The organism is Pedobacter sp. NEAU-ZC8 (genome assembly GCF_059278965.1).
Window position 1 is genome coordinate 45,099 of the sequence record NZ_JCAJXC010000026.1, and the last position, 20,841, is coordinate 65,939.

Annotated in this window: 18 protein-coding genes, 1 tRNA gene and 1 pseudogene; 5 read left to right on the forward strand and 15 right to left on the reverse strand. The window is 45.3% G+C overall.

Annotated elements, in window-relative coordinates:
- Positions 1-29 precede the first annotated feature (29 nt).
- From AC5WJX_RS17125 to atpD, 14 genes are all read right to left on the reverse strand, one after another.
- Entirely contained in the window at positions 30-2,129 is a 2,100-nt protein-coding gene (locus AC5WJX_RS17125) for a glycoside hydrolase family 97 protein (protein ID WP_494485499.1), read from the reverse strand.
- Positions 2,130-2,230: 101 nt separating this feature from the next.
- A complete protein-coding gene (gene ilvA, locus AC5WJX_RS17130; protein ID WP_494485500.1) occupies positions 2,231-3,481 on the reverse strand; it encodes a threonine ammonia-lyase IlvA in 1,251 nt (416 codons plus the stop codon).
- Positions 3,482-3,483: 2 nt separating this feature from the next.
- Positions 3,484-4,992: a 2-isopropylmalate synthase gene (locus AC5WJX_RS17135; RefSeq protein WP_494485501.1), complete on the reverse strand. Its 1,509-nt coding sequence runs from the start codon at positions 4,990-4,992 to the stop codon at positions 3,484-3,486.
- Positions 4,993-5,004: 12 nt separating this feature from the next.
- On the reverse strand, positions 5,005-6,093 hold the full coding sequence (gene leuB / locus AC5WJX_RS17140; protein ID WP_494485502.1) for a 3-isopropylmalate dehydrogenase: 1,089 nt from the start codon (positions 6,091-6,093) through the stop codon (positions 5,005-5,007).
- Positions 6,090-7,553 (reverse strand): ATP-binding cassette domain-containing protein, encoded by a 1,464-nt coding sequence (locus AC5WJX_RS17145; RefSeq protein WP_494485503.1) that lies wholly within the window; start codon positions 7,551-7,553, stop codon positions 6,090-6,092. The genes leuB and AC5WJX_RS17145 overlap by 4 nt, the downstream gene beginning before the upstream one ends.
- On the reverse strand, positions 7,553-8,146 hold the full coding sequence (gene leuD / locus AC5WJX_RS17150) for a 3-isopropylmalate dehydratase small subunit (RefSeq protein WP_494485504.1): 594 nt from the start codon (positions 8,144-8,146) through the stop codon (positions 7,553-7,555). The genes AC5WJX_RS17145 and leuD overlap by 1 nt, the downstream gene beginning before the upstream one ends.
- A gap of 1 nt (position 8,147) precedes the next feature.
- Positions 8,148-9,563: a 3-isopropylmalate dehydratase large subunit gene (gene leuC / locus AC5WJX_RS17155; protein ID WP_440431152.1), complete on the reverse strand. Its 1,416-nt coding sequence runs from the start codon at positions 9,561-9,563 to the stop codon at positions 8,148-8,150.
- A 12-nt stretch (positions 9,564-9,575) separates the two neighbouring features.
- Complete coding sequence (gene ilvC / locus AC5WJX_RS17160; RefSeq protein ID WP_440431151.1) at positions 9,576-10,646, reverse strand: ketol-acid reductoisomerase; 1,071 nt, start codon at positions 10,644-10,646, stop codon at positions 9,576-9,578.
- A gap of 65 nt (positions 10,647-10,711) precedes the next feature.
- Positions 10,712-11,323 (reverse strand): acetolactate synthase small subunit, encoded by a 612-nt coding sequence (ilvN, locus tag AC5WJX_RS17165; RefSeq protein ID WP_440431149.1) that lies wholly within the window; start codon positions 11,321-11,323, stop codon positions 10,712-10,714.
- Positions 11,324-11,329: 6 nt separating this feature from the next.
- Positions 11,330-13,069, reverse strand: coding sequence for a biosynthetic-type acetolactate synthase large subunit (gene ilvB / locus AC5WJX_RS17170; RefSeq protein WP_494485505.1), 1,740 nt, complete (start codon positions 13,067-13,069; stop codon positions 11,330-11,332).
- Positions 13,070-13,091: 22 nt separating this feature from the next.
- Positions 13,092-14,789, reverse strand: coding sequence for a dihydroxy-acid dehydratase (gene ilvD, locus AC5WJX_RS17175; protein ID WP_440431145.1), 1,698 nt, complete (start codon positions 14,787-14,789; stop codon positions 13,092-13,094).
- A 21-nt stretch (positions 14,790-14,810) separates the two neighbouring features.
- Entirely contained in the window at positions 14,811-15,701 is an 891-nt protein-coding gene (locus AC5WJX_RS17180; protein ID WP_494485506.1) for a branched-chain amino acid transaminase, read from the reverse strand.
- Between the two features lie 584 nt (positions 15,702-16,285).
- On the reverse strand, positions 16,286-16,531 hold the full coding sequence (gene atpC / locus AC5WJX_RS17185) for an ATP synthase F1 subunit epsilon (RefSeq protein ID WP_440431141.1): 246 nt from the start codon (positions 16,529-16,531) through the stop codon (positions 16,286-16,288).
- A 2-nt stretch (positions 16,532-16,533) separates the two neighbouring features.
- Positions 16,534-18,039, reverse strand: coding sequence for a F0F1 ATP synthase subunit beta (gene atpD, locus AC5WJX_RS17190; RefSeq protein WP_440431139.1), 1,506 nt, complete (start codon positions 18,037-18,039; stop codon positions 16,534-16,536).
- A gap of 150 nt (positions 18,040-18,189) precedes the next feature.
- Between atpD and AC5WJX_RS17195 the strand changes: the two genes are divergently transcribed.
- The 3 genes from AC5WJX_RS17195 (at position 18,190) to AC5WJX_RS17205 (ending at position 19,777) form a co-directional block, all read left to right on the forward strand.
- Positions 18,190-19,101 carry an SDR family oxidoreductase gene (locus AC5WJX_RS17195; RefSeq protein ID WP_494485507.1) on the forward strand — a complete coding sequence of 304 codons (912 nt, stop codon included), beginning with the start codon at positions 18,190-18,192 and terminating at the stop codon, positions 19,099-19,101.
- Between the two features lie 41 nt (positions 19,102-19,142).
- Positions 19,143-19,607, forward strand: a complete 465-nt coding sequence (locus AC5WJX_RS17200) for a redoxin domain-containing protein (RefSeq protein WP_494485508.1) — start codon at positions 19,143-19,145, stop codon at positions 19,605-19,607.
- A gap of 96 nt (positions 19,608-19,703) precedes the next feature.
- Positions 19,704-19,777, forward strand: a tRNA-Arg gene (locus AC5WJX_RS17205).
- Positions 19,778-19,966: 189 nt separating this feature from the next.
- Here AC5WJX_RS17205 and AC5WJX_RS17210 read toward each other — a convergent pair.
- Positions 19,967-20,095, reverse strand: a complete 129-nt coding sequence (locus tag AC5WJX_RS17210; RefSeq protein ID WP_494485509.1) for a hypothetical protein — start codon at positions 20,093-20,095, stop codon at positions 19,967-19,969.
- Between the two features lie 83 nt (positions 20,096-20,178).
- On the opposite strand from AC5WJX_RS17210, the gene AC5WJX_RS17215 reads away from it, so the two are divergent.
- Both AC5WJX_RS17215 and AC5WJX_RS17220 read left to right on the forward strand, forming a co-directional pair.
- Complete coding sequence (locus tag AC5WJX_RS17215) at positions 20,179-20,541, forward strand: ISAon1 family transposase N-terminal region protein (protein WP_440429483.1); 363 nt, start codon at positions 20,179-20,181, stop codon at positions 20,539-20,541.
- 100 nt (positions 20,542-20,641) lie between these two features.
- Positions 20,642-20,841, forward strand: a pseudogene (locus AC5WJX_RS17220) (ISAon1 family transposase); the annotation flags it as partial.

A 20,841-nucleotide genomic window follows, 5' to 3' on the forward strand; every position in this document is an offset into this window, starting at 1 on the left:
AAAGGGCCTTGCTGGCCCTTTCTGATAACTTATTTTACGCTGATCGCAAATCCACCTCCAGGTGCCATTTGCTGTTTTATCACCGTCTTAGCATTAACTTTGATTTTTTTGATGGTATAGCTTTGCGGATTTTTGTCATAGTTCGCATCCTTGCCATCGGCGTAGATGGTCGCTGTAAAGCTCTTTCCTTTTGGCAGGTACTTAAAGGTTATTGTTGAAGTACGAGCGTTCTCATCGGTGATACCACCGATATACCATTCATCTTTTCCTTTTGCTTTACGTGCAATCGTGATGTAATCGCCAGGTTCCGCTTCCAGAACGTAAGACTCATCCCAATCTACCGCAACATCTTTTATAAACTGGAAGGCATCCATAAACTTGTTGTAGGTTTCTGGGAAATCTGCCGCCATTTGCAAAGGACTGTACATGGTAACATATAAAGCCAATTGTTTAGTCAAGGTAGTATGTACATAGGAGTTGTTGTCCGGGTTATAAGCACTGATTTTGGTCTGGAAAATTCCAGGTGTGTAGTCCATCGGTCCACCAACCAAACGGGTGAAAGGAAGGATCGTGGTATGATCCGGGTTGTTTCCACCGAAAGATTCGTATTCGGTTCCTCTGGCAGATTCGTTACCGATCAGGTTTGGATAGGTACGGTTTAAACCCGTTGGCCTAACAGCTTCATGCGCGTTAACCATAATCTTGTAATCCGCAGCTTTCTTGATGGCATACAGATAATGGTTGTTTAGCCACTGTCCGTAATGATACTCGCCACGGGGAATCATGTTACCTACATAGCCACTTTTCACGGAGTTATAGCCATGCTCAACCATGAACTTGTATGCCGTATCCAGATGACGTTCATAGTTACGAACCGAACCGGAGGTTTCATGGTGCATCATCATTTTTACACCTTTCTCAGCAGCATAACGCTGAAGTTCTTTCACATCGAAATCCGGATAAGGCGTTACAAAATCAAAAACATAGTCCTTGGTTTTTCCAAACCAGTCTTCCCAGCCTTCATTCCAGCCCTCAACGAGTACTGCATCAAATCCATGCTTCGAAGCGAAGTCGATATATTCTTTTACATGAGCGGTGTTTGCGCCATGTTTACCATTGGGTTTGGTTTTTTTGTAATCAGTCACGCCAAATTGGATCTTCTCATCTGTATAAGCCCAGCTGCTTTTTCCGGTAATCATTTCCCACCATACACCAACGTATTTTACCGGTTTAATCCAGGAAACATCTTTGTATTTGGTTGGTTCGTTTAAGTTAAGCACCAGCTTGGATGACAGGATGTCTCCTGCTTTATCACTCACAATAACTGTTCTCCATGGTGTTTGTGCAGGTGCCTGAAGGTAACCCTTGTCGCCGATTGCATCAGGAGTAAGGTGCGATTCAAAGACCATGGTTTTATCATTCAGCTCCAAGGACATGGTTGAGTAATCAACCAATGCTGCCTCGTGAAGGTTGATGTATAAGCCATCGTTACTTTTCAGCATCAATGGTGTTTGAACACCAGTGTCGGAAAATGGAGTTTGGGAAGAGTTTGGTGTAACCGCTGATTTCATCAGTCCTCTGATCTCAGACAATTTGGAAGTTACCGTGCTGTATTCCTGCGTGTCGTAATCTCCCGGAAGCCAAAAAGCTTTGTGATCTCCAGCCATGGCGAACTCGGTTCTTTCTTCCTTGATGATGAAGTAATTCAAATTATCCTGTTCCGGGAATTCATATCTGAATCCAAGGCCATCATCAAAAAGGCGGAAACGCAACCTGATAAAACGGTCCTTTTCAGCCTTTTGGCTCAAGGTAACCAAAAGCTCATTGTAGTGATTACGGATGGTTTTCTGCTCACCCCAAACTGGGTTCCAGGATTCGTCAGCAGTTGCCTGCTCCGTTTTTACAACCGTAAAGCCGGTTAAAAACGAGGGTACATCCTTGGTTTCGATACCAAGCTTGCTCGTTTTTATAACATCTTTCTTTTTGTATTTAAGCTGATAAGTAGGAGTGCCCGAAGCATTTAGTTCAAATTTTAAACTTAGATTTTTGTCGGGCGAACTGATTTCCTGTGCCTGGACCATCCATCCGGAGCCTAGCGCTAAAAGGAAAAGTAGTAATGTTTTACGCATGTTTTATTTCATTTATGTGCTCCAAAGCTAAGCTAAGTGCCTGGCAAAGCGAAATAAAACCCCAAACAGGTACTATTAATTACATTTTTGTGCAATTCTGGTTATACCAGATATTCGAACAAGGTTTGATCTTTATTCAACTCGATGGTCTCGAACTTAAACTCGGCCATGCGTTGCAAGAGCAAGGGATAGTCACCGCTTTCTTTGAGCTCAATACCCACCAATGCAGGTCCACTTTCTTTGTTTGTCTTTTTGATAAACTCAAACCTGGTAATGTCATCGTGTGGGCCCAGCACATTATTTACAAACAACTTCAGTGCACCCGGGCGTTGTGGAAAGCGCACAATGAAGTAGTGTTTTAAGCCTTCGTAAAGCAAGGACTTTTCTTTAATCTCCTGCATGCGCTCGATGTCGTTGTTCCCACCGCTGATGATACAAACGACCTTTTTCCCTTTAATCTCCGCAGCGACCTGATCCAATGCAGCTACCGACAATGCTCCGGCTGGTTCTACTACAATCGCATCTTCGTTATAAAGTTTTAAAATGGTGGTACAGATCTTCCCTTCGGGCACAAGCAGCATGTCGTTTAAGAGTTCACTGCAATACTGATAGTTTAGTGTTCCGACACGTTTTACGGAGGCGCCGTCTACAAAGCGGTCTACCTGCTCCAGGGTTACCGGCCCGCCATGCTGTAGTGCATGTTTCATCGATGGCGCACCTTCTGGCTCCACGCCAATCAGCTGAACAGCCGGTGCAATGTTCCTGAGGTAGCTGCTTACACCAGAAGCGAGTCCGCCGCCACCAATCGGCATAACCACGTAGTCCACGTCCGGTAGTTCTTCAAACAATTCTACACCAACGGTGCCCTGGCCTTCAATGATCTTCGGATTATCAAAAGGAGGGATGAAGGTCATGCCATGACTTTGGGTATAAACCAAAGCTTCGCGCATACAATCATCGAAGGTATCACCAACGAGTACGATCTCGATGTGGTCACCGCCGAACATCTCCGTTTGTTTTACCTTTTGCTTAGGGGTAATCTCTGGCATAAAGATCACCCCTTTGATGTTCAGCTTCTTACAGGAATAGGCAACGCCCTGGGCGTGGTTGCCGGCGCTGGCGCAAACAACCCCCCTTGAACGTTGATCATCCGCAAGTGTTGATATCATGTTAAATGCGCCCCGCAACTTGTAGGAGCGCACAATTTGTAAATCTTCTCTCTTCAGGTAGACCTCAGCCTGATATTTAAGCGATAGTCCGGCATTATATTCCAATGGTGTACGGCGTACGGTGCCATGTATCCTGGCTGCGGCAGCCTGGAAATCCAGTGCTATGTTTTTGGTCTTGTTCATAATTATAGGAATTTATTTACGGCATCCAGGTAAGCATTTGCCGATGCCTGCACGATATCGGTGTTGAAACCGTAGCCCAGGTAAGACTTGCCGTTGTATGAAATACGCATGTTTACTTTACTCACGTCGTCACTGCCGCCGTGCATCGCCTGTATATTAAACTCTTTCAACTCTACAGCTTTGCCGATGATGCTTTCTATAGCTTTGATGGTGGCATTCACCGGGCCATTGCCACGGGCAAGTGCTTCATGTTCCTGACCTTCGTATTCTAACTTCACCGTCGCAGTTGGACTTAAAGGGTCTCCACACAGCACCTGTAGCAATTTCAACTTGTAACCATTTTTAAACGGGTCTTCTTTCCCATCACTCATCAAGAGCAGTAAGTCATCATCGCTGATATGCTTTTTCTCATCGGCCATCGTAAGGAAAGTCTCATAAACCTGATCCAGATTGATGCGTTCGATTTCATAACCCAAACGCTCCAGGTGGTGCTTCAAGGCATGGCGACCGCTTCTTGCCGTTAGGATGATATCGGATTTATCGATGCCTACATCCTCAGGGTTAATGATCTCATAGTTCTCCCGGTGTTTCAAAAATCCGTCCTGGTGAATACCCGAGCTGTGTGCAAAAGCATTCTGGCCGATAATCGCTTTATTAGGTTGTACCGGCATGCGCATCATGCGGCTCACCATATTGCTGATCTCCGAAAAATGTTTGCTGTTGATGTTCGTATGGAGGTTAAGCGCATGGTGTGTTTTCAGGATCATGGTCACCTCCTCCAGAGCGGTATTTCCTGCACGTTCGCCGATACCATTGATCGTACATTCTACCTGCCTTGCACCGTTCACGATACCTGCAAGGGTATTTGCAGTCGCAAGTCCAAGGTCATTGTGGCAATGCACGGAAATGATCGCCTGATCAATATTAGACACATGTTCTTTCAGATACTTGATCTTCGCGCCATACTGATCCGGAAGGCAGTAGCCATTCGTATCCGGAATATTCACCACGGTTGCACCTGCAGCAATGACGGCTTCAACCATTCGGGCCAGGTACTCATTATCTGCACGGCCGGCATCTTCTGCATAGAACTCAATATCTTCCACAAAACCTTTCGCGTATTTAACTGCTTCCACGGCACGCTCCAGGATCTCCTCACGGGTGCTGTTGAATTTATACTTGATGTGCATGTCGGAAGAGCCGATGCCGGTATGGATCCTTGGCCGTTTAGCATATTGAAGCGAAGCAACTGCCGCGTCGATATCCTTCTTATTTGCGCGGGTGAGTGCACAGATGATGGGCTCGGATACGGCCTTTGATAGTTCAACAACACTCTGGAAGTCGCCCGGACTGGAGATCGGGAATCCCGCCTCAATCACATCAACGCCCAGCGCTTCCAGTGCTTTCGCAATTTCTACCTTTTCTGCGGTCGCAAGCTGACAGCCTGGAACCTGTTCTCCATCTCTAAGGGTGGTGTCAAAAACGTATACTCTGTTCGGATCGTGTAACATAAAATGATGTGATTAAGAAAGTGAGTGTTGATCGATGAATTTTAAAATTAGTTTGCCCATATCCTTTGTACCGAGCACCTTATAAGGGTTGGTGCTGCCATCGGCGATGTCATTGGTTCTGAAACCATCGGCAAGCACCTGCTTTACCACATCTATGATGAGCTTGGATTCGGATTTAAGTCCGAAGGAGATGTCGAGCATCAATGCCACCGAAAGGATGGAGGCCAGTGGATTCGCCAGATCCTTACCTGCAATGTCATGTGCAGAACCGTGGATCGGCTCGAAAAATCCGGTACCATCGCCAACGGAAGCCGAAGCCAGCATACCCATCGAGCCTGCGATCTGCGAAGCTTCATCGGTAAGGATGTCGCCAAAAAGATTGGCGGTAAGCACAACATCAAAACGCTTTGGATCTTTAATCAGCTGCATGGCCGCATTGTCGATAAACATGTGTTCGGTTTCTACCTCAGGATACGCTTTGCTTACCTGCTGTACCGTTTCCCGCCACAGTCTGGAGCTCTCAAGTACATTGGCCTTATCCACAGAACACAATCGCTTGCTGCGGGTCATTGCAGCTTCAAACGCTTTGTGGGCAATACGTTCAATTTCATAGCGCTGATATACCATCAGGTCAGATGCGGTATGGCCATCTTCAGAACGCTTTTTCTCTCCGAAGTAAACGTCGCCGGTGAGTTCCCTGAAGAACAGGATATCTGTGCCTTTTAAGATGCTTGGCTTGATGCTCGAAGCATCCAGTAGTTCGTCAAAAAGTAAGATTGGCCTCAGGTTGGCATAGAGCCCCAGTTCTTTTCTAATCTTCAGCAGGCCTTGCTCCGGGCGAACTTTCGCCGAAGGATCGTTGTCATATTTCGCATGCCCAACAGCGCCAAATAAAATGGCGTCGCTCTGTTGTGCTTTTTGTAGTGTCTCGTCAGGAAGTGGATTGCCAGTCGCTTCAATGGCAACATGGCCCATCAAAGCTTCCTGGAAACTGAATTCATGGCCATACACTTCAGCGATCTTTTCTAAAACTGCTTTGCCCCAAGTGGTAACCTCAGGACCAATCCCATCTCCAGGTATGACCAATATATTTTTTTTCATGTGTATTCTTTTTCTAAAATGGGTTTATTACGAATTGCAATACCTTGTTCAAGCATCAGCTCATGACTAAGAAAATCAGGCAAGGCATGCTCAAAATGATTCACATAGATCAGGCTGCGATTCGTGTTACATAATAATTCCACAAGCTGATTGAACATACTTGTTTGGGCTTCATCCAAGCCCTGACAAGGCTCGTCCAATATGAGCAATGGTGGGTTTTTAATGATCGCACGGGCTAAAAGTGCCAGGCGCTGCTTGCCTAGCGGAAGCTGTGTTAGTAGATCATTTGCTTCGGTGTGCAAACCAAATAGCTTCAGTAGTTCATTCGTTTTTTCTTCTTGCTGCAGACTCAGTTTCCTGAACAATCCGCTGGTGTCGAACAATCCGGAAGCAACCGCCTGAAAAACGGTAGAACCTGGTTCAAAATACCATTGCAGTTCAGGCGAGATAAAACCAATTTGCCTTTTGATGTCCCAGATGCTTTCACCAGTACCGCGCTTTCGGCCGAACAGCTGTATTTCCTGTCCGTAAGCCTGAGGGTTATCTCCGGTTAGCAGGCTGATCAGGGTCGACTTGCCCGAGCCATTATGGCCCTTCAAAAGCCACTTTTCACCTGCCTTGACACGCCAGTTCAAATCTTTCAGAATCTGTTTTTCGCCATAGCGGATGTTCACGTTTCTCATAGAAACGAGTTCCTCTACCGCTAAAACTGGAGCTTGCTGCAGGAAGTGAGGAAGCTGATAGTCAAGGTTCGTCTGCTGCTTTACCGCTATGGGTTCGTTACTGGTCACCAGTTTACCATCCAGGAGCGAAGCAAAGCGGTTGATGCATCCAGGTTTGGCTGCATCATTACTTACAATTAACAACTGCATACCTCCAGCACAGGCAAGTTCTAGCTGTTTGTTCAGGCAGGTTCTGGTCTGCACATCCAATCCGGTATATGGATTGTCCAATATCATGAATTGTGGGCGGTAGAGTAATGCTTTGATCAGCTGCAATTTTTTGTGTTCACCGCTGGAAAGTTGAATGATCGGTGCATCTTTTCTGCTCCAAAGGCCAAAGGTCTCTAAAAGCAGCTGTGCTTTCGCCTCAGAACGATGTATCCTTGTTGCATATTCAAGCAGGCTCTCCCAAACGGTAACGGTATTTTCCGCATCAGCACTATTGAAGCGCTGTTGAAAGTAAAAACTGGAACTGCCTTGTTTATCCTTGAACTGGAACCATTGTGGAACGTACAATGTGGAGGCGGGCAGGGTAGAGCCGGCGTCATAATGAACCTTAATTTGTCCGCTCATTCGTCCAAGACCAGCGATGGCTTTTGCCAGCATGGTTTTGCCACTTCCACTTGCGCCATTTAAGAGCCATTGCTCTCCTTTAGCAATTTGCCAGGACAGATCAGCCAGGATAACCCGGTTTCTGATCTTTAAGTTTACATGCTCAATCCCGACAAATACTTCCATTAGACGACGGCTTTCTGGTGTTCAAAATGTTCTATTGCCTGACGCTGATTTAAAATGAAATCAATGTCATCATAGCCATTAATCAGGCAAGACTTTTTATAGGGGTTTATTTCGAAATCCTCGTACTCCTTGGTGGTTTCAATGGTCACAGTTTGGGCTTCCAAGTCTACCGTAACTTTAGCTTGAGGGTCGGTTTCCACAGCAAGAAAGATGCGCTGTACAAAGCCATCTGAAAGTTGTATTGGCAACAAGCCATTATTCAAGGCATTGCCTTTAAAGATATCCGCAAAGAAACTGCTGATCACCACATCAAATCCATAGTCCTGCAGCGCCCAGGCGGCATGCTCCCTGCTGCTTCCACAGCCGAAGTTTTTGCCTGCTACCAGCACCTTACCGCTATAGGCTGGATTGTTCAGTACGAATTCCGGGCGCGGATTTCTGGAAGCATCGTAACGCCAGTCGCAGAACAGGTTCTCACCAAAACCCTCACGGGTCGTGGCTTTCAAAAATCTCGCTGGTATGATCTGGTCGGTATCCACGTTCTCCATTGGAAGTGGCACCACCGAGGAAGTTAAAGTTGTAAATTTCTTCATCTTAGGCGTAAATATTTTCGGTAAGCATGGAACGTACATCGGTAATGCGACCGGTGATTGCAGCTGCTGCGGCAGTCAGCGGGCTTGCCAGGAAGGTTCTGGAATTCGGGCCCTGACGGCCTTCGAAGTTCCGGTTCGATGTAGACACGCAGTATTTTCCTGCAGGGATCTTATCTTCATTCATACCCAGGCATGCACTGCATCCCGGTTCACGCAGTTGGAAACCAGCGGCTTCAAACACTTTGTCTAGCCCTTCCGCAATCGCTTGTTGCTCAATTTGCTTAGAGCCTGGTACAATCCACACGGTAACATTGGGTGCTTTCTGCCGGCCTTTAACAAATTCCGCTACAGCGCGCAAGTCCTCCATTCTGGAGTTGGTGCAGCTTCCAATAAAAACGTAGTCAATCTCTTTCCCGAGCAGCGAAGCATCATCGCCAATGCCCATGTAGTTCAATGCTTTCTCATACGAGGGACGCTCAGACAACTCCTGGCTGGCTGTTGTAGGTATCTGCTGACTGATGCCTACACCCATTCCCGGGTTAGTACCATAGGTGATCATTGGTTCAATATCAGCCGCATCAAAGTGCAGTTCGGCATCAAAAGCAGCATCAGCATCGCTGTAAAGTGTTTTCCAATAGGCCAGCGCTTTGTCCCATGCAGCACCTTTAGGCGCAAACTCACGACCATTAACATAGTCGAAGGTAATGTCGTCAGGTGCGATCAGTCCGCCTCTGGCACCCATTTCAATGCTCATGTTGCAGATGGTCATCCTGGCTTCCATGCTCAAGCTACGGATCGTGGAACCGGCATATTCGATAAAATAGCCTGTTCCTCCAGCCGCTGAGATCTTCGCGATGATGTACAAGATAATGTCCTTTGCACTAACGCCCGTGCCGAGCTCACCATCTACGGTAATGCGCATGGTTTTCGGAGGTTGTTGTAATAAACATTGTGTTGCCAATACCTGCTCCACCTGAGAAGTACCAATACCAAATGCAATGGCACCGAAGGCTCCGTGCGTGGAAGTATGACTATCGCCACAAACAATGGTAGAACCTGGTAGGGTAATACCCAGCTCTGGCCCGATTACATGCACTATACCCTGGTAAGGGTGTCCTAAGCCGTAAAGTTCTACGCCAAATTCCGCGCAGTTCTTGGTCAGCATATCTACCTGATAACGTGACAGGGTCTCCTGAATCGGCAGATGCTGGTTCAATGTGGGCACATTATGATCTGCCGTTGCAATGGTTTGTGCAGGGCGAAATACAGGCAAGCCTCTTTTACGAAGCCCGTCAAATGCCTGAGGACTGGTTACCTCATGTATAAAATGCGTATCGATATACAAAATATCAGGAAAGCCCGCGTCGCGTTTAACGACGTGAGCATCCCAGATTTTTTCTACTAAAGTCTTTCCCATGTGGGTTTATTTTTATGCTTCTAATTCTTTCTCTGCTGGTTGATTTTCAGGACGTAAACTGCGCACAGTTTTACCTGCCTGCCATAATTCACTGTCCCTTAATTCTGCCAGTTCAGCGTTTAACTTTTCACGGTAGTCCGGCTGACTGTTACTGTCAATAGATCTTTGTGATTCCTGACCGGAAGCAACGCTTGCATATAGCTCTTCAAATACGGGTTTTGTTGCATCGCGGAACTTCTTCCACCAGTCCAAGGCACCACGTTGTGCGGTAGTGGAACAGTTTGCATACATCCAGTCCATGCCATTTTCTGCTACCAACGGCATTAAGCTTTGGGTAAGCTCCTCAACGGTCTCGTTGAAAGCTTCAGAAGGAGAGTGGCCGTTGGCACGTAATACATCATATTGTGCTGCGAAGATGCCCTGGATACAACCCATCAAGGTTCCGCGTTCACCAGTTAAATCGCTATATACCTCTTTCTTGAAATCCGTTTCAAACAGGTAACCGCTACCTACAGCGATACCTAAGGCAACCACTCTTTCATAAGCTTTGCCCGTTGCATCCTGGAAAATGGCATAACTTGAGTTCAGTCCACGACCCTGTAAGAACATTCGGCGTAGGGAAGTACCAGAGCCTTTTGGTGCTACAAGGAACACATCAACGTCTGCAGGTGGTACAATGCCCGTTTGCTCATTGAAGGTAATTCCAAAGCCGTGCGAGAAGTACAATGCTTTACCTGGTGTAAGGTGTTTTTTAACCGTAGGCCATAGTTCAATTTGAGCGGCGTCACTCAACAGGTAGCAAATGATGGTTCCACGCTCCAGCGCTTCTTCAATTTCAAACAGGGTTTCTCCGGGAACAAATCCGTCGGCAATGGCCTTATCCCAGGTTTTTGATTCTTTACGTTGGCCAACAATAACATTGATGCCATTGTCTTTTTGATTAAGCGCCTGTCCTGGACCTTGTACGCCATAACCGATAATCGCTACGGTTTCATTTTTCAGGACCTCCTGTGCTCTTTCCAATGGAAATTCATCACGTGTTACTACATTTTCGTCTTTACCGCCGAAATTTAATACTGCCATAATTTTGGTTTTATAAGTTTTGGTTAATCTATGTTTTAGTCTGTTTAGTTATTTAAAGATTAGCACTACATGGTGAACACATCTTTCTTGGTGTCGGAGTGTTCGAGTTCCACAACATCCTGCCCAGGCTCCTCACGTTCAAACTCCCGGAGTTTCTTGTTGAAGCCCTGGCTGTTTTTGATGATCGCTACTCTGGCACTTCGAACAAATTCAATCAGGCCATAAGGTTGAAGTACTTCAATGAGTTTGTCGGTTTCTTCACGATGGCCGGTAGTTTCGAACACCGTGTAGTCTTTCCGGATCACGACCGCTCTTGCCCCATTTTCGCGGAGCAAGCGTTCTACGTACACTTTCTCGGCAATCACATCCGTCGGTACTTTATACAGGGCCATTTCCTGCCAGATGATGTCGTCGTTGGTATTGAAATATACCTTCAATACCTCAACCTGCTTTTCAATCTGTCTGGCAACTTTGCGAACCGTATCCGGTGTTTCGTTAACAACAATGTTAAAGCGGTGAATATGCTGGATCTCCGAAGGCGATACATTCAAACTTTCGATGTTGATCTTTCTTCTGGAGAAGATTATCGCAATGCGGTTTAACAAACCCACCTGGTTCTCTGTATAAACCGAGATGGTGTATTCCTGCTTTTTATCTATGAATTCTGCGTCTTTCATGTCCATTTATTTAAGTCTGATTTCACTTACGCTGCAACCTTGCGGTACCATCGGAAATACATTAAGTTCTTTTTCAACCATCACTTCCAGCACGAAGGATCCTTGATGCTCAAGCATCTGTGTTAGTGCCGGGATCAACTCCTCGCGTGCAGTAACTTTCTTCCCAGGGATATAATAGGATTCTGCAAGCTTGATAAAGTCAGGACTGGTGATGTCTACAAAAGAGTATCGCTTTTCGTTGAACAGTTGCTGCCATTGGCGCACCATGCCCAGGAACTGATTGTTTAAAATCATAATCTTGACGTCCACACCGCTTTGCATGATGGTTCCAAGCTCCTGCAGGGTCATCTGGAAACCGCCGTCGCCAATTACAGCGACTACCGTGCGATCTGGTCTGCCGAATTTAGCACCAATCGCTGCTGGAAGACCAAAGCCCATGGTACCCAATCCACCACTGGTAACGTTGCTGCGGGTATGGTTCAGTTTAGCATAACGGCAGGCAACCATCTGGTGCTGACCTACATCACTTACAATGATGGCTTCACCTTTGGTAAGCTGATTTAACTGATGGATCACTTCGCCCATGGTCAATTCGCCGCTTTCTGGCTCAAGCTCTTTTTGGATCAGCTCTTCCCGTTCAATCTTGTCAAAAACTTTAAACTCAGCAAGCCAATCCGTGTGTGTACGTTCTTCGATAAGCGCTGTCAACAGTGGAAGCGTGTCTTTACAATCACCCCAAACCGGAACATCTGCTTTCACGTTCTTATCGATCTCTGCCGGATCAATGTCCAGGTGAACTACCTTAGCTTGGGTAGCGTATTTATCTAACCTGCCAGTTACGCGGTCATCAAAGCGCATTCCTATAGCAATGAGCAGGTCGCAGGAGTTGGTCTGTACGTTAGGACCATAATTTCCGTGCATACCAAGCATACCAACATTTTGCGGGTGATCTGAAGGGATAGCGCCGGCACCTAAAATGGTCCATGCTGCAGGAATACCACTTTTCTCTACAAAGGCCTGGAATTCTTTTTCTGCGCTACCGAGTAGCACACCTTGCCCGAAAAGGATAAAAGGTTTCTTCGCTGCATTGATCATCGCTGCCGCCTGCTCAATATATTCCACACGGATATTCGGCTTTGGACGATAGCTGCGGATGTGATTACAAGGCGTATAACCTTCGTAAGCGATCTTTTGGATCTGCGCATCCTTGGTGATGTCAATCAGTACCGGACCTGGGCGACCGCTTTTAGCAATGTAAAAGGCTTTTGCCAATACAGCAGGGATCTCATTGGCATCAGTTACCTGATAATTCCATTTGGTTACCGGTGTGGTAATATTGATCACATCTGTTTCCTGGAAGGCATCGGTGCCAAGAAGGTGACTGAATACCTGACCCGTAATACACACCAATGGGGTACTATCAATTTGTGCATCAGCGAGGCCAGTGACCAGGTTGGTTGCGCCCGGGCCGCTCGTGGCGAACACCACGCCAACTTTCCCAGATGTTCTTGCAAAGCCTTGCGCCGCATGTGTTGCACCCTGCTCATGACGCACCAGGATATGCTGAAGTCGCTCTTTGAAGTCATACAAGGCGTCATAAATTGGCATGATTGCACCACCTGGGTAACCAAAGACCACTTCGGTTCCTTCGGTAATTAATCCCTCCAATAATGCCACAGAGCCGCTAACTGTCTTAAGTTCTTTCGGCACTGCCGGTCTGATTGTTTCTTCAATTGATAATTCCATTTTCTAAGGTATTATGTGCAGATTAATCGGTATAGGCGTCGGTAACGCAGCCTTCACTGGCATTGCTTACCTGTTTCAAATATTTATAAAGTACACCGCCTTTTACTGGTGGTGGTAACTGCTTCCAGTTTGCGCGGCGCGCCGCAAGTTCTTCATCGGAGATCAGGACGTCGATGGTGTTATTCACCGCATCAATCCGGATGATGTCATTGTCTTGTACAAGTCCGATGTTGCCACCTGACCAGGCTTCTGGCGTGATGTGTCCCACCACAAACCCGTGGGTCCCACCAGAGAAGCGGCCATCGGTTATCAGCGCCACCGACTTACCCAAGCCCGCACCGATGATGGCAGAGGTTGGTTTAAGCATTTCTGGCATTCCAGGTGCGCCCTTCGGACCAACCTGACGGATCACCACCACATCACCCTGATGAACTCTGCCGCTGGAGATACCTTCAATCAGCTGTTTCTCCCCATCAAATACCCTTGCAGGGCCCTCAAATCTTTCCCCTTCTTTACCACTGATCTTAGCAACAGCACCGAGTTGTGCTAGGTTACCATAAAGCATTTGCAAATGGCCTGTTGCTTTAATTGGGTTTTCTATCGGTAGGATCACCTTCTGCTTTTCAAAATCCAGGTCAACAGCGTCAGCTACGTTTTCAGCTAAGGTTTTGCCAGTTACGGTCAGACAATCGCCGTGGATCAACCCAACTTTCAACAAATACTTCAATACTGCTGGTATACCGCCAATCGTATGTACATCTTCCATCAGGTACTGACCGCTTGGCTTCAAGTCTGCCAATACCGGGGTATTGTCGCTGATGTGCTGGAAATCTTTAAGCTCCAGGTTCAGACCCACGGACTTCGCCATGGCAATCAGGTGCAGAACCGCATTGGTACTTCCGCCAAGAACCATTACCGTTACTATCGCATTGTGAAATGCTTTTTCGGTCATGATATGAGAGGGCAGAATGTTCTTTTCGAGCAATACTTTGATCGCTTCACCCGCGCTTAAGCATTCTGCTTTTTTCTCCTCGCTAAGGGCAGGGTAGGAGGAGCTGTAAGGCAAGCTCATGCCCAATGCCTCAATTGCTGAAGCCATGGTATTTGCGGTGTACATACCACCGCATGCACCTGCACCCGGACAGGTATGTCTGATGATGCCCTGATAATCTTCTTCTGAAATTTTGCCGGCAATCTTCTCACCAAGCGCTTCAAAGGCAGAAACCATGTTCAATGATTTCCCTTTGTAGTTACCCGAGTGGATACTTCCACCGTAAACCATGATGGATGGGCGGTTTAAACGACCCATTGCCATAATGGATCCCGGCATATTTTTATCGCAGCCCGGTAATGCGATCACCGCATCATAATATTGTCCGCCGCAAATGGTTTCTATAGAGTCGGCGATAACGTCCCTGGAAATCAAGGAATATCGCATTCCGTCGGTCCCATTAGACATTCCATCACTCACGCCAATGGTGTTGAAGGTTAAGCCTACCATATCATTCTTCCATACACCCTCTTTCACCAACTTGGCTAAGTCGTTCAGGTGCATGTTGCAGGTGTTGCCATCATAGCCCATACTAGCTATGCCCACCTGTGCTTTCTGCATATCTGCAGTAGTAAGGCCTATCCCATAAAGCATGGCCTGTGCACCAGCCTGGGTTGGATCCTGTGTAAAAGTTTTACTGTATCTGTTTAATTCTAAAGTATCTGACATGTTGTGGTTCGGAATAATCGCTTATATAAAAACTTCGTAGTTCTGTTTCTCTAATACCAGGCATTTGTAGGTGCGCTGTAGGGTTGAACCCAGGCTGTCTGACCATTTAAGTGGGAAGGTGGTCTCATCAATGGATTTCATGCCGATGATTTCTGCTGCGGTACCACATAGAAACGCACTGTCTGCCTGTTTCAGTTCTCTGGCGGTGATCTGCGTTTCGATACATTCGATATCAAGGCTTTTACATAATTGAAGCACCGTTTCACGGGTAATTCCAGGAAGGATATGCCCTAAAGAAGGGGTGTAAAGTTTACCTGATTTTTCGATGAAAATATTGGCCCCCGGTGCTTCTGCTACAAACTCATTTTGATCTAATAATACCGCCTCATCGTAACCACGCCCCTTAGCTTCTGTGGTTGCAAGGATGGAGTTTACGTAATGACCGCTTACTTTCGCTTCCATAGGAGTAGACTTCGGATTTGGGCGCTGATAGGATGAAATGCACACCCGTACCTGCTTATCGCCAAGGTAGGCTCCCCATTCCCAGGCACAGATCATGATGTTTACGCTTGCCGGTTCAGAAAGTGTCATGTTGGGGCTGCAATACACTAAAGGACGGATGTACGCGTCCTTTAGGTTGTTCAACTCCAGCAACTTATACGTTTGTCGTACCAGGTCGTCTACATTCCATTCAAATGGAATATGTACCAATTCACACGAACGTTTTAAACGTTCATAATGACGTTTGGCTTTGAAAATCCTGGTGCCATTATGGGTGTTATATGCCCGGATTCCTTCGAATACGGCATAACCATAATGTAGTGACTGACTGTAAAGGTCAGTACTGGCATCCTTTGCGGGAACAAACTCGCCGTTTAAGTAAAGCTGGGTAGATGAATTATAGTATTGCATGGTCTAGGTTGGGATTTCAAAAAGCTGGTTATTAAAAAAGCGCCTCTTTGCTGGGGCGCTTGTAAATATTCTGGTTTAAATTCTCGTTTACAGCGCCTTGGTCTTCTGAATAATCAGCAGAAGGATATTGTTAATCAGGTTGTTGACGTTGTTAAGAATTGCGGTATTCATGTCTTTTTATTATCTCTTGTTTCTTGAAATACAATTTAGATTATGAAGAACGCAACGGCAATAGCAAATGAAAATAAATTGAAAAAAAATTTATAACGTATAATTCATAGACAATCGAAATAAAAATTGGTATAAAATGGTTTTATGATACAAATCGCTAGTGTGAGTATACCAAAAGTGTTTTCGGTATTCGGTCTGCATACTATGCTTGCATTATAAAAAATGTGAAATTCTGCGTGAAATGCTGGTAAGTCTAAGAAAATGTGTCAAAATCAGGTAGAAATTTCGCGTATAAACCTGTACAACTTTCGTGGCTTTAGGTCTGGCATTTGCTGCCTGCAGATTCCAGTAAAGACAGTGCAAAAAAAATCCCCCGAACTTCTTCGGGGGATTTTTAAATCGTTATGGGTTATTTAAAGGGCAACGCCTTCTGCAAGCACCACAATTTTATTTTTCAAAACTTCTACAACGCCACCTTTGATGTTAAAGGTTTGTTCATCTGTTTTGTTTTTAATGATAACCGGACCATCTTCTAAAGTTGAGATGATAGGGGCATGGTCTCTCAGGATCTGAAAAGAACCCATTGTTCCCGGTACAGTAACCGCAGTTACTTCTCCTTCAAAAACTTTTTTATCTGGGGTTAATATTTCTAATGTCATAATTATGCGTTTGCTTCGGCAAGGATTTTCTTACCTTTTTCGATAGCATCATCAATATTACCAACTAAGTTGAAAGCAGCTTCTGGATACTCATCAACTTCACCGTCCATAATCATGTTGAATGCTTTGATGGTGTCTTTAATGTCTACCAATACACCTTTAAGACCAGTAAACTGTTCCGCTACGTGGAAAGGCTGAGAAAGGAAACGCTGAACACGACGTGCACGGTGAACAACCAATTTATCCTCTTCAGAAAGCTCGTCCATACCAAGGATGGCGATAATATCCTGAAGCTCTTTATAACGTTGAAGAATTTCTTTTACACGTTGAGCGGTGTTATAGTGCTCATCACCTAATACTGCCGGAGATAAGATCCTTGAAGTAGAATCCAATGGATCCACAGCAGGGTAGATACCTAGCTCAGAAATTTTACGTGAAAGTACTGTTGTTGCATCTAAGTGGGCAAACGTAGTCGCCGGAGCCGGGTCAGTTAAATCATCCGCAGGAACGTAAACGGCCTGTACTGAAGTAATTGAACCACGTTTGGTTGAAGTAATACGCTCTTGCATTAAACCCATCTCGGTAGCAAGGGTTGGTTGGTAACCTACCGCTGAAGGCATACGACCTAAAAGTGCCGATACCTCAGAACCAGCCTGCGTGAAACGGAAGATGTTATCAACGAAGAAAAGGATATCTTTTCCAGCGCCTTCACCTTCACCGTCACGGAAGTATTCCGCTACAGTAAGACCAGATAATGCCACACGTGCACGTGCACCAGGAGGCTCGTTCATCTGACCGAATACCAGGGTTGCTTTAGATTCTTTTAATTTCTCTACATCTACCTTGCTCAAATCCCAGCCACCTTTTTCCATGGAATGAAGGAACTCATCACCATAGTTGATTACACCAGATTCGATAAACTCACGTAAAAGGTCATTACCTTCACGAGTACGCTCACCTACACCGGCAAATACAGAAAGACCTGCATAAGCTTTAGCGATGTTGTTTACCAATTCCATGATAAGAACGGTTTTACCTACACCCGCACCACCGAATAATCCGATTTTACCACCTTTTGCATAAGGCTCTAAAAGGTCGATTACTTTAATACCGGTGAAAAGAACTTCTGTTTCGGTAGAAAGCTCATCAAAACGGGGAGGAGCACTGTGAATTGGCTTGCCGGCAGTTTTATCAATTGCATTGATACCATCGATGGCTTCACCAACAACATTGAATAAACGACCTTTGATTTGATCACCAACAGGCATTTTAATAGGCGCACCAGTATCTAATGCTTTCATTCCACGAACTAAACCATCTGTAGAGTCCATGGCAATTGCACGAACGCGATCTTCACCTAAGTGTTGTTGAACTTCTAAAATGATCTTCTGTCCGTTTTCTTTTTCAATCTCTAATGCAGAGAAAATCTGAGGTAAATGAGCATCGTCAGCAAAACTCACGTCAACTACCGGTCCTATAATCTGCGCTATTTTTCCAATGTTAGGCATATATTGTTTTGGGTAAATTTATAAATATCAAATTGTTAAAGTCCGGATTTATGGTCCTCAATTCAGTCCGCAAAGTTAAGTTTTTTCTCTTAAAATTCTATATATAAATAAAATGATTTTCCACAAGATTTTAGTAATAAATTCGCTTGTATGAAAACCGTATTAGTGACCGGGAGCAATGGACTACTGGGACAGAAAATTACCGAAAATATATTGTTAAACAAGCAGTATCATTTAATTGCAACCTCAAAGGGTTCAAATCGTTACCCGATCAAAGAGGGTTATGTGTATGCCGAAATGGATATTCTTGATCCCGGACAGGTACGGAACGTTGTAGCACAATACAAGCCCGACGCCATCATCCATACAGCAGCTATGACGAACGTTGATACCTGTCAGGTGGAAAAAAAACTTGCGCATGCACTGAACGTGGAGGCTGTGAAAACCCTGGTCGCCGTATGTGAAACCATGAACATACAACTTATCCATTTATCCACTGATTTCGTTTTCGACGGTGAACAAGGACCCTATGAAGAATCTGCTGAACCTAATCCACTGAGTTACTACGGGCAGACGAAAGTGGAAGCCGAGGAACTGGTTAAGAATTCCCATTGTCGCTGGTCCATCATCCGGACCATTCTTGTTTACGGTATTGTCAAAGACATGAGCAGGAGCAATATTGTGCTTTGGGCCAAAAATGCGCTCGAAAAGGCTGTACCGCTGAACGTGGTCAATGATCAATGGCGTATGCCGACACTTGCCGAAGACCTCGCCTGGGCATGCCTGGCCGCGGTTGAAAAGGAAGTAACCGGAATCTACCATATTTCCGGGAAGGATATGATGAGTGTGTCGGAACTGGTGGCCAGGGTAGCGGACTATTTCAATTTAGATAAAAATTTGATCACTGAAGTTAGCTCTTCAACTTTAAACCAGTCGGCTGCAAGGCCAAAGCGAACCGGGTTTATCCTGGACAAGGCTATACGGGATCTAAACTATCAACCGCACAGCTTTGAAGAGGGTATCGAAATATTAGAGCAGCAAATGGCTAATGCTTCACGATAAGCCGATATATTTACATTTCACGATTAAACTTATATTAATTTATGGCATTACAGGTAGGCGATCAAGCCCCAGATTTCAAACTATTCAGTTCAGACCTTAAAGAAGTATCCTTAAAAGATTTCGCAGGACGTAAAGTGGTGATTCAGTTTTTCCCAATGGCGTTTACCGGAACATGTACCACCCAACTTTGTACGATGCGCGATAGCTTTGGGTATTATGAAGGCATCAATGCTGCTGTTCTCGGCATTTCGGTAGATTCTCCATTTACCCTGGCAAAGTTTAAAGAAGATCAATCCTATCAGTTTCCTTTATTATCAGATTTCAACAAAGAGGTGTCCCAAACTTATGGTGCTTTTTACGACGAATTCGTATTTAATCTAAAAGGTGTATCGAAAAGAGCAGCGTTTGTGATCGATGAGGCCGGAAAAATCAGCTATGCAGAGGTTCTTGAAAATGCTGGAGACCTGCCTGATTTCGAAGCAATTAAGCAGGTTTTAGGCGCCTAATGCAGGATTGGCGCTGGAATAATTATTAAATTATTTCAAAAAAAGTTGGGAAATATCAAGTGAAGTACTACTTTTGCAATCCAATCACACGGAAATGCATTCGTAGCTTAATTGGATAGAGCACCTGACTACGGATCAGGAGGTTAGGGGTTCGACTCCCTTCGAGTGCACGGAAAGCCTTAGAGAAATCTAAGGCTTTTTTATTGCCTTGATTTTTGAGGGCTGTCCTGAGCAACATTATTTAATGGGTTGTGCTTACAGCAGCAGAATTACAGTGCTTGCACGGAAAAACTTAATAAGTAATGCAGATACCGGATTGAAAGTCGGAGATCGACTGCTTACATCAAGAACAGGATAGTTTATAGATCGGGATAAAACCCGTATTTCGAATAGATGTCCACAATAATCCTGGCAGATCGCTCAATTAAAAGGAGTTTAGACCGCCTAAGCTGGGCAATCTCTTCCTGGCTCGGATGCTCGTCTTCCATGGCAACAAGGATAAGGGATCAAGTCAAAAAGTTGTGGAGCAGATCATATATTTTTAGCTTTGGTGTTTTAGATTTCTTACTTCATGCAGGACGGATACCACACCTTAATAAGCTTACTACTTCCCGATTTCATTCTTGACTTTTTCGAACTCAAAGAAGTGCGCAAAGAAGAAGATATATTTCATTTGGATTTGCAAGAGGTTAATATTACTCCAAATGTGCCAGAAGGAGAAAAGCTGCTTTCCAAAGGCTTTTTTCCAACCATTACCGTGCAGGACTTCCCGATCCGCGGGCACAAGGTGTTCCTCCATATCAAACGTCGTCGCTGGCTCAATACCAGCACAAACAAAGTGGCTTACCGGGATTGGAATATTGTTGCAGAAGGCACGCGAATAACAGAGGGATTCGCGGCTTTTTTAAAAGAAATCAGTCGATACCAGCCCTAATTCGGTCCATACTGTAGGTGGCTTCTATGGGGTAAAAGGAAAAACACTTCAGCGGAATTATCGCGAGTCATTAAGCGGATTCAAGGACTGGAACCAAAGGTTGCATGCAAAAGATTGGCTGCTTTTCCCCGAGAACTTAGGCGTTCAGCTGTCCATCGATGAGACCTCGTTATCTCATGGGGAACTTTATACAATACTAACAAATAAGGCTGCTAAGGGTAAAAAAGGCGCTATTGTCGCCATTATTGCTGGCACAAAGGCAGATACTGTCATAGAAGTGCTGCAGAAAATTCCCGAAAA

Excerpts from the sequence above, each read along its gene's own strand:
- AC5WJX_RS17125 (WP_494485499.1), bottom strand. The coding sequence starts at position 2,129 with ATGCGTAAAACATTACTACTTTTCCTTTTAGCGCTAGGCTCCGGATGG.
- ilvA (WP_494485500.1), bottom strand. The coding sequence starts at position 3,481 with ATGAACAAGACCAAAAACATAGCACTGGATTTCCAGGCTGCCGCAGCC.
- AC5WJX_RS17135 (WP_494485501.1), bottom strand. The coding sequence starts at position 4,992 with ATGTTACACGATCCGAACAGAGTATACGTTTTTGACACCACCCTTAGA.
- leuB (WP_494485502.1), bottom strand. The coding sequence starts at position 6,093 with ATGAAAAAAAATATATTGGTCATACCTGGAGATGGGATTGGTCCTGAG.
- AC5WJX_RS17145 (WP_494485503.1), bottom strand. The coding sequence starts at position 7,553 with ATGGAAGTATTTGTCGGGATTGAGCATGTAAACTTAAAGATCAGAAAC.
- leuD (WP_494485504.1), bottom strand. The coding sequence starts at position 8,146 with ATGAAGAAATTTACAACTTTAACTTCCTCGGTGGTGCCACTTCCAATG.
- leuC (WP_440431152.1), bottom strand. The coding sequence starts at position 9,563 with ATGGGAAAGACTTTAGTAGAAAAAATCTGGGATGCTCACGTCGTTAAA.
- ilvC (WP_440431151.1), bottom strand. The coding sequence starts at position 10,646 with ATGGCAGTATTAAATTTCGGCGGTAAAGACGAAAATGTAGTAACACGT.
- ilvN (WP_440431149.1), bottom strand. The coding sequence starts at position 11,323 with ATGAAAGACGCAGAATTCATAGATAAAAAGCAGGAATACACCATCTCG.
- ilvB (WP_494485505.1), bottom strand. The coding sequence starts at position 13,069 with ATGGAATTATCAATTGAAGAAACAATCAGACCGGCAGTGCCGAAAGAA.
- ilvD (WP_440431145.1), bottom strand. The coding sequence starts at position 14,789 with ATGTCAGATACTTTAGAATTAAACAGATACAGTAAAACTTTTACACAG.
- AC5WJX_RS17180 (WP_494485506.1), bottom strand. The coding sequence starts at position 15,701 with ATGCAATACTATAATTCATCTACCCAGCTTTACTTAAACGGCGAGTTT.
- atpC (WP_440431141.1), bottom strand. The coding sequence starts at position 16,531 with ATGACATTAGAAATATTAACCCCAGATAAAAAAGTTTTTGAAGGAGAA.
- atpD (WP_440431139.1), bottom strand. The coding sequence starts at position 18,039 with ATGCCTAACATTGGAAAAATAGCGCAGATTATAGGACCGGTAGTTGAC.
- AC5WJX_RS17195 (WP_494485507.1), top strand. The coding sequence starts at position 18,190 with ATGAAAACCGTATTAGTGACCGGGAGCAATGGACTACTGGGACAGAAA.
- AC5WJX_RS17200 (WP_494485508.1), top strand. The coding sequence starts at position 19,143 with ATGGCATTACAGGTAGGCGATCAAGCCCCAGATTTCAAACTATTCAGT.
- AC5WJX_RS17210 (WP_494485509.1), bottom strand. The coding sequence starts at position 20,095 with ATGGAAGACGAGCATCCGAGCCAGGAAGAGATTGCCCAGCTTAGGCGG.
- AC5WJX_RS17215 (WP_440429483.1), top strand. The coding sequence starts at position 20,179 with ATGCAGGACGGATACCACACCTTAATAAGCTTACTACTTCCCGATTTC.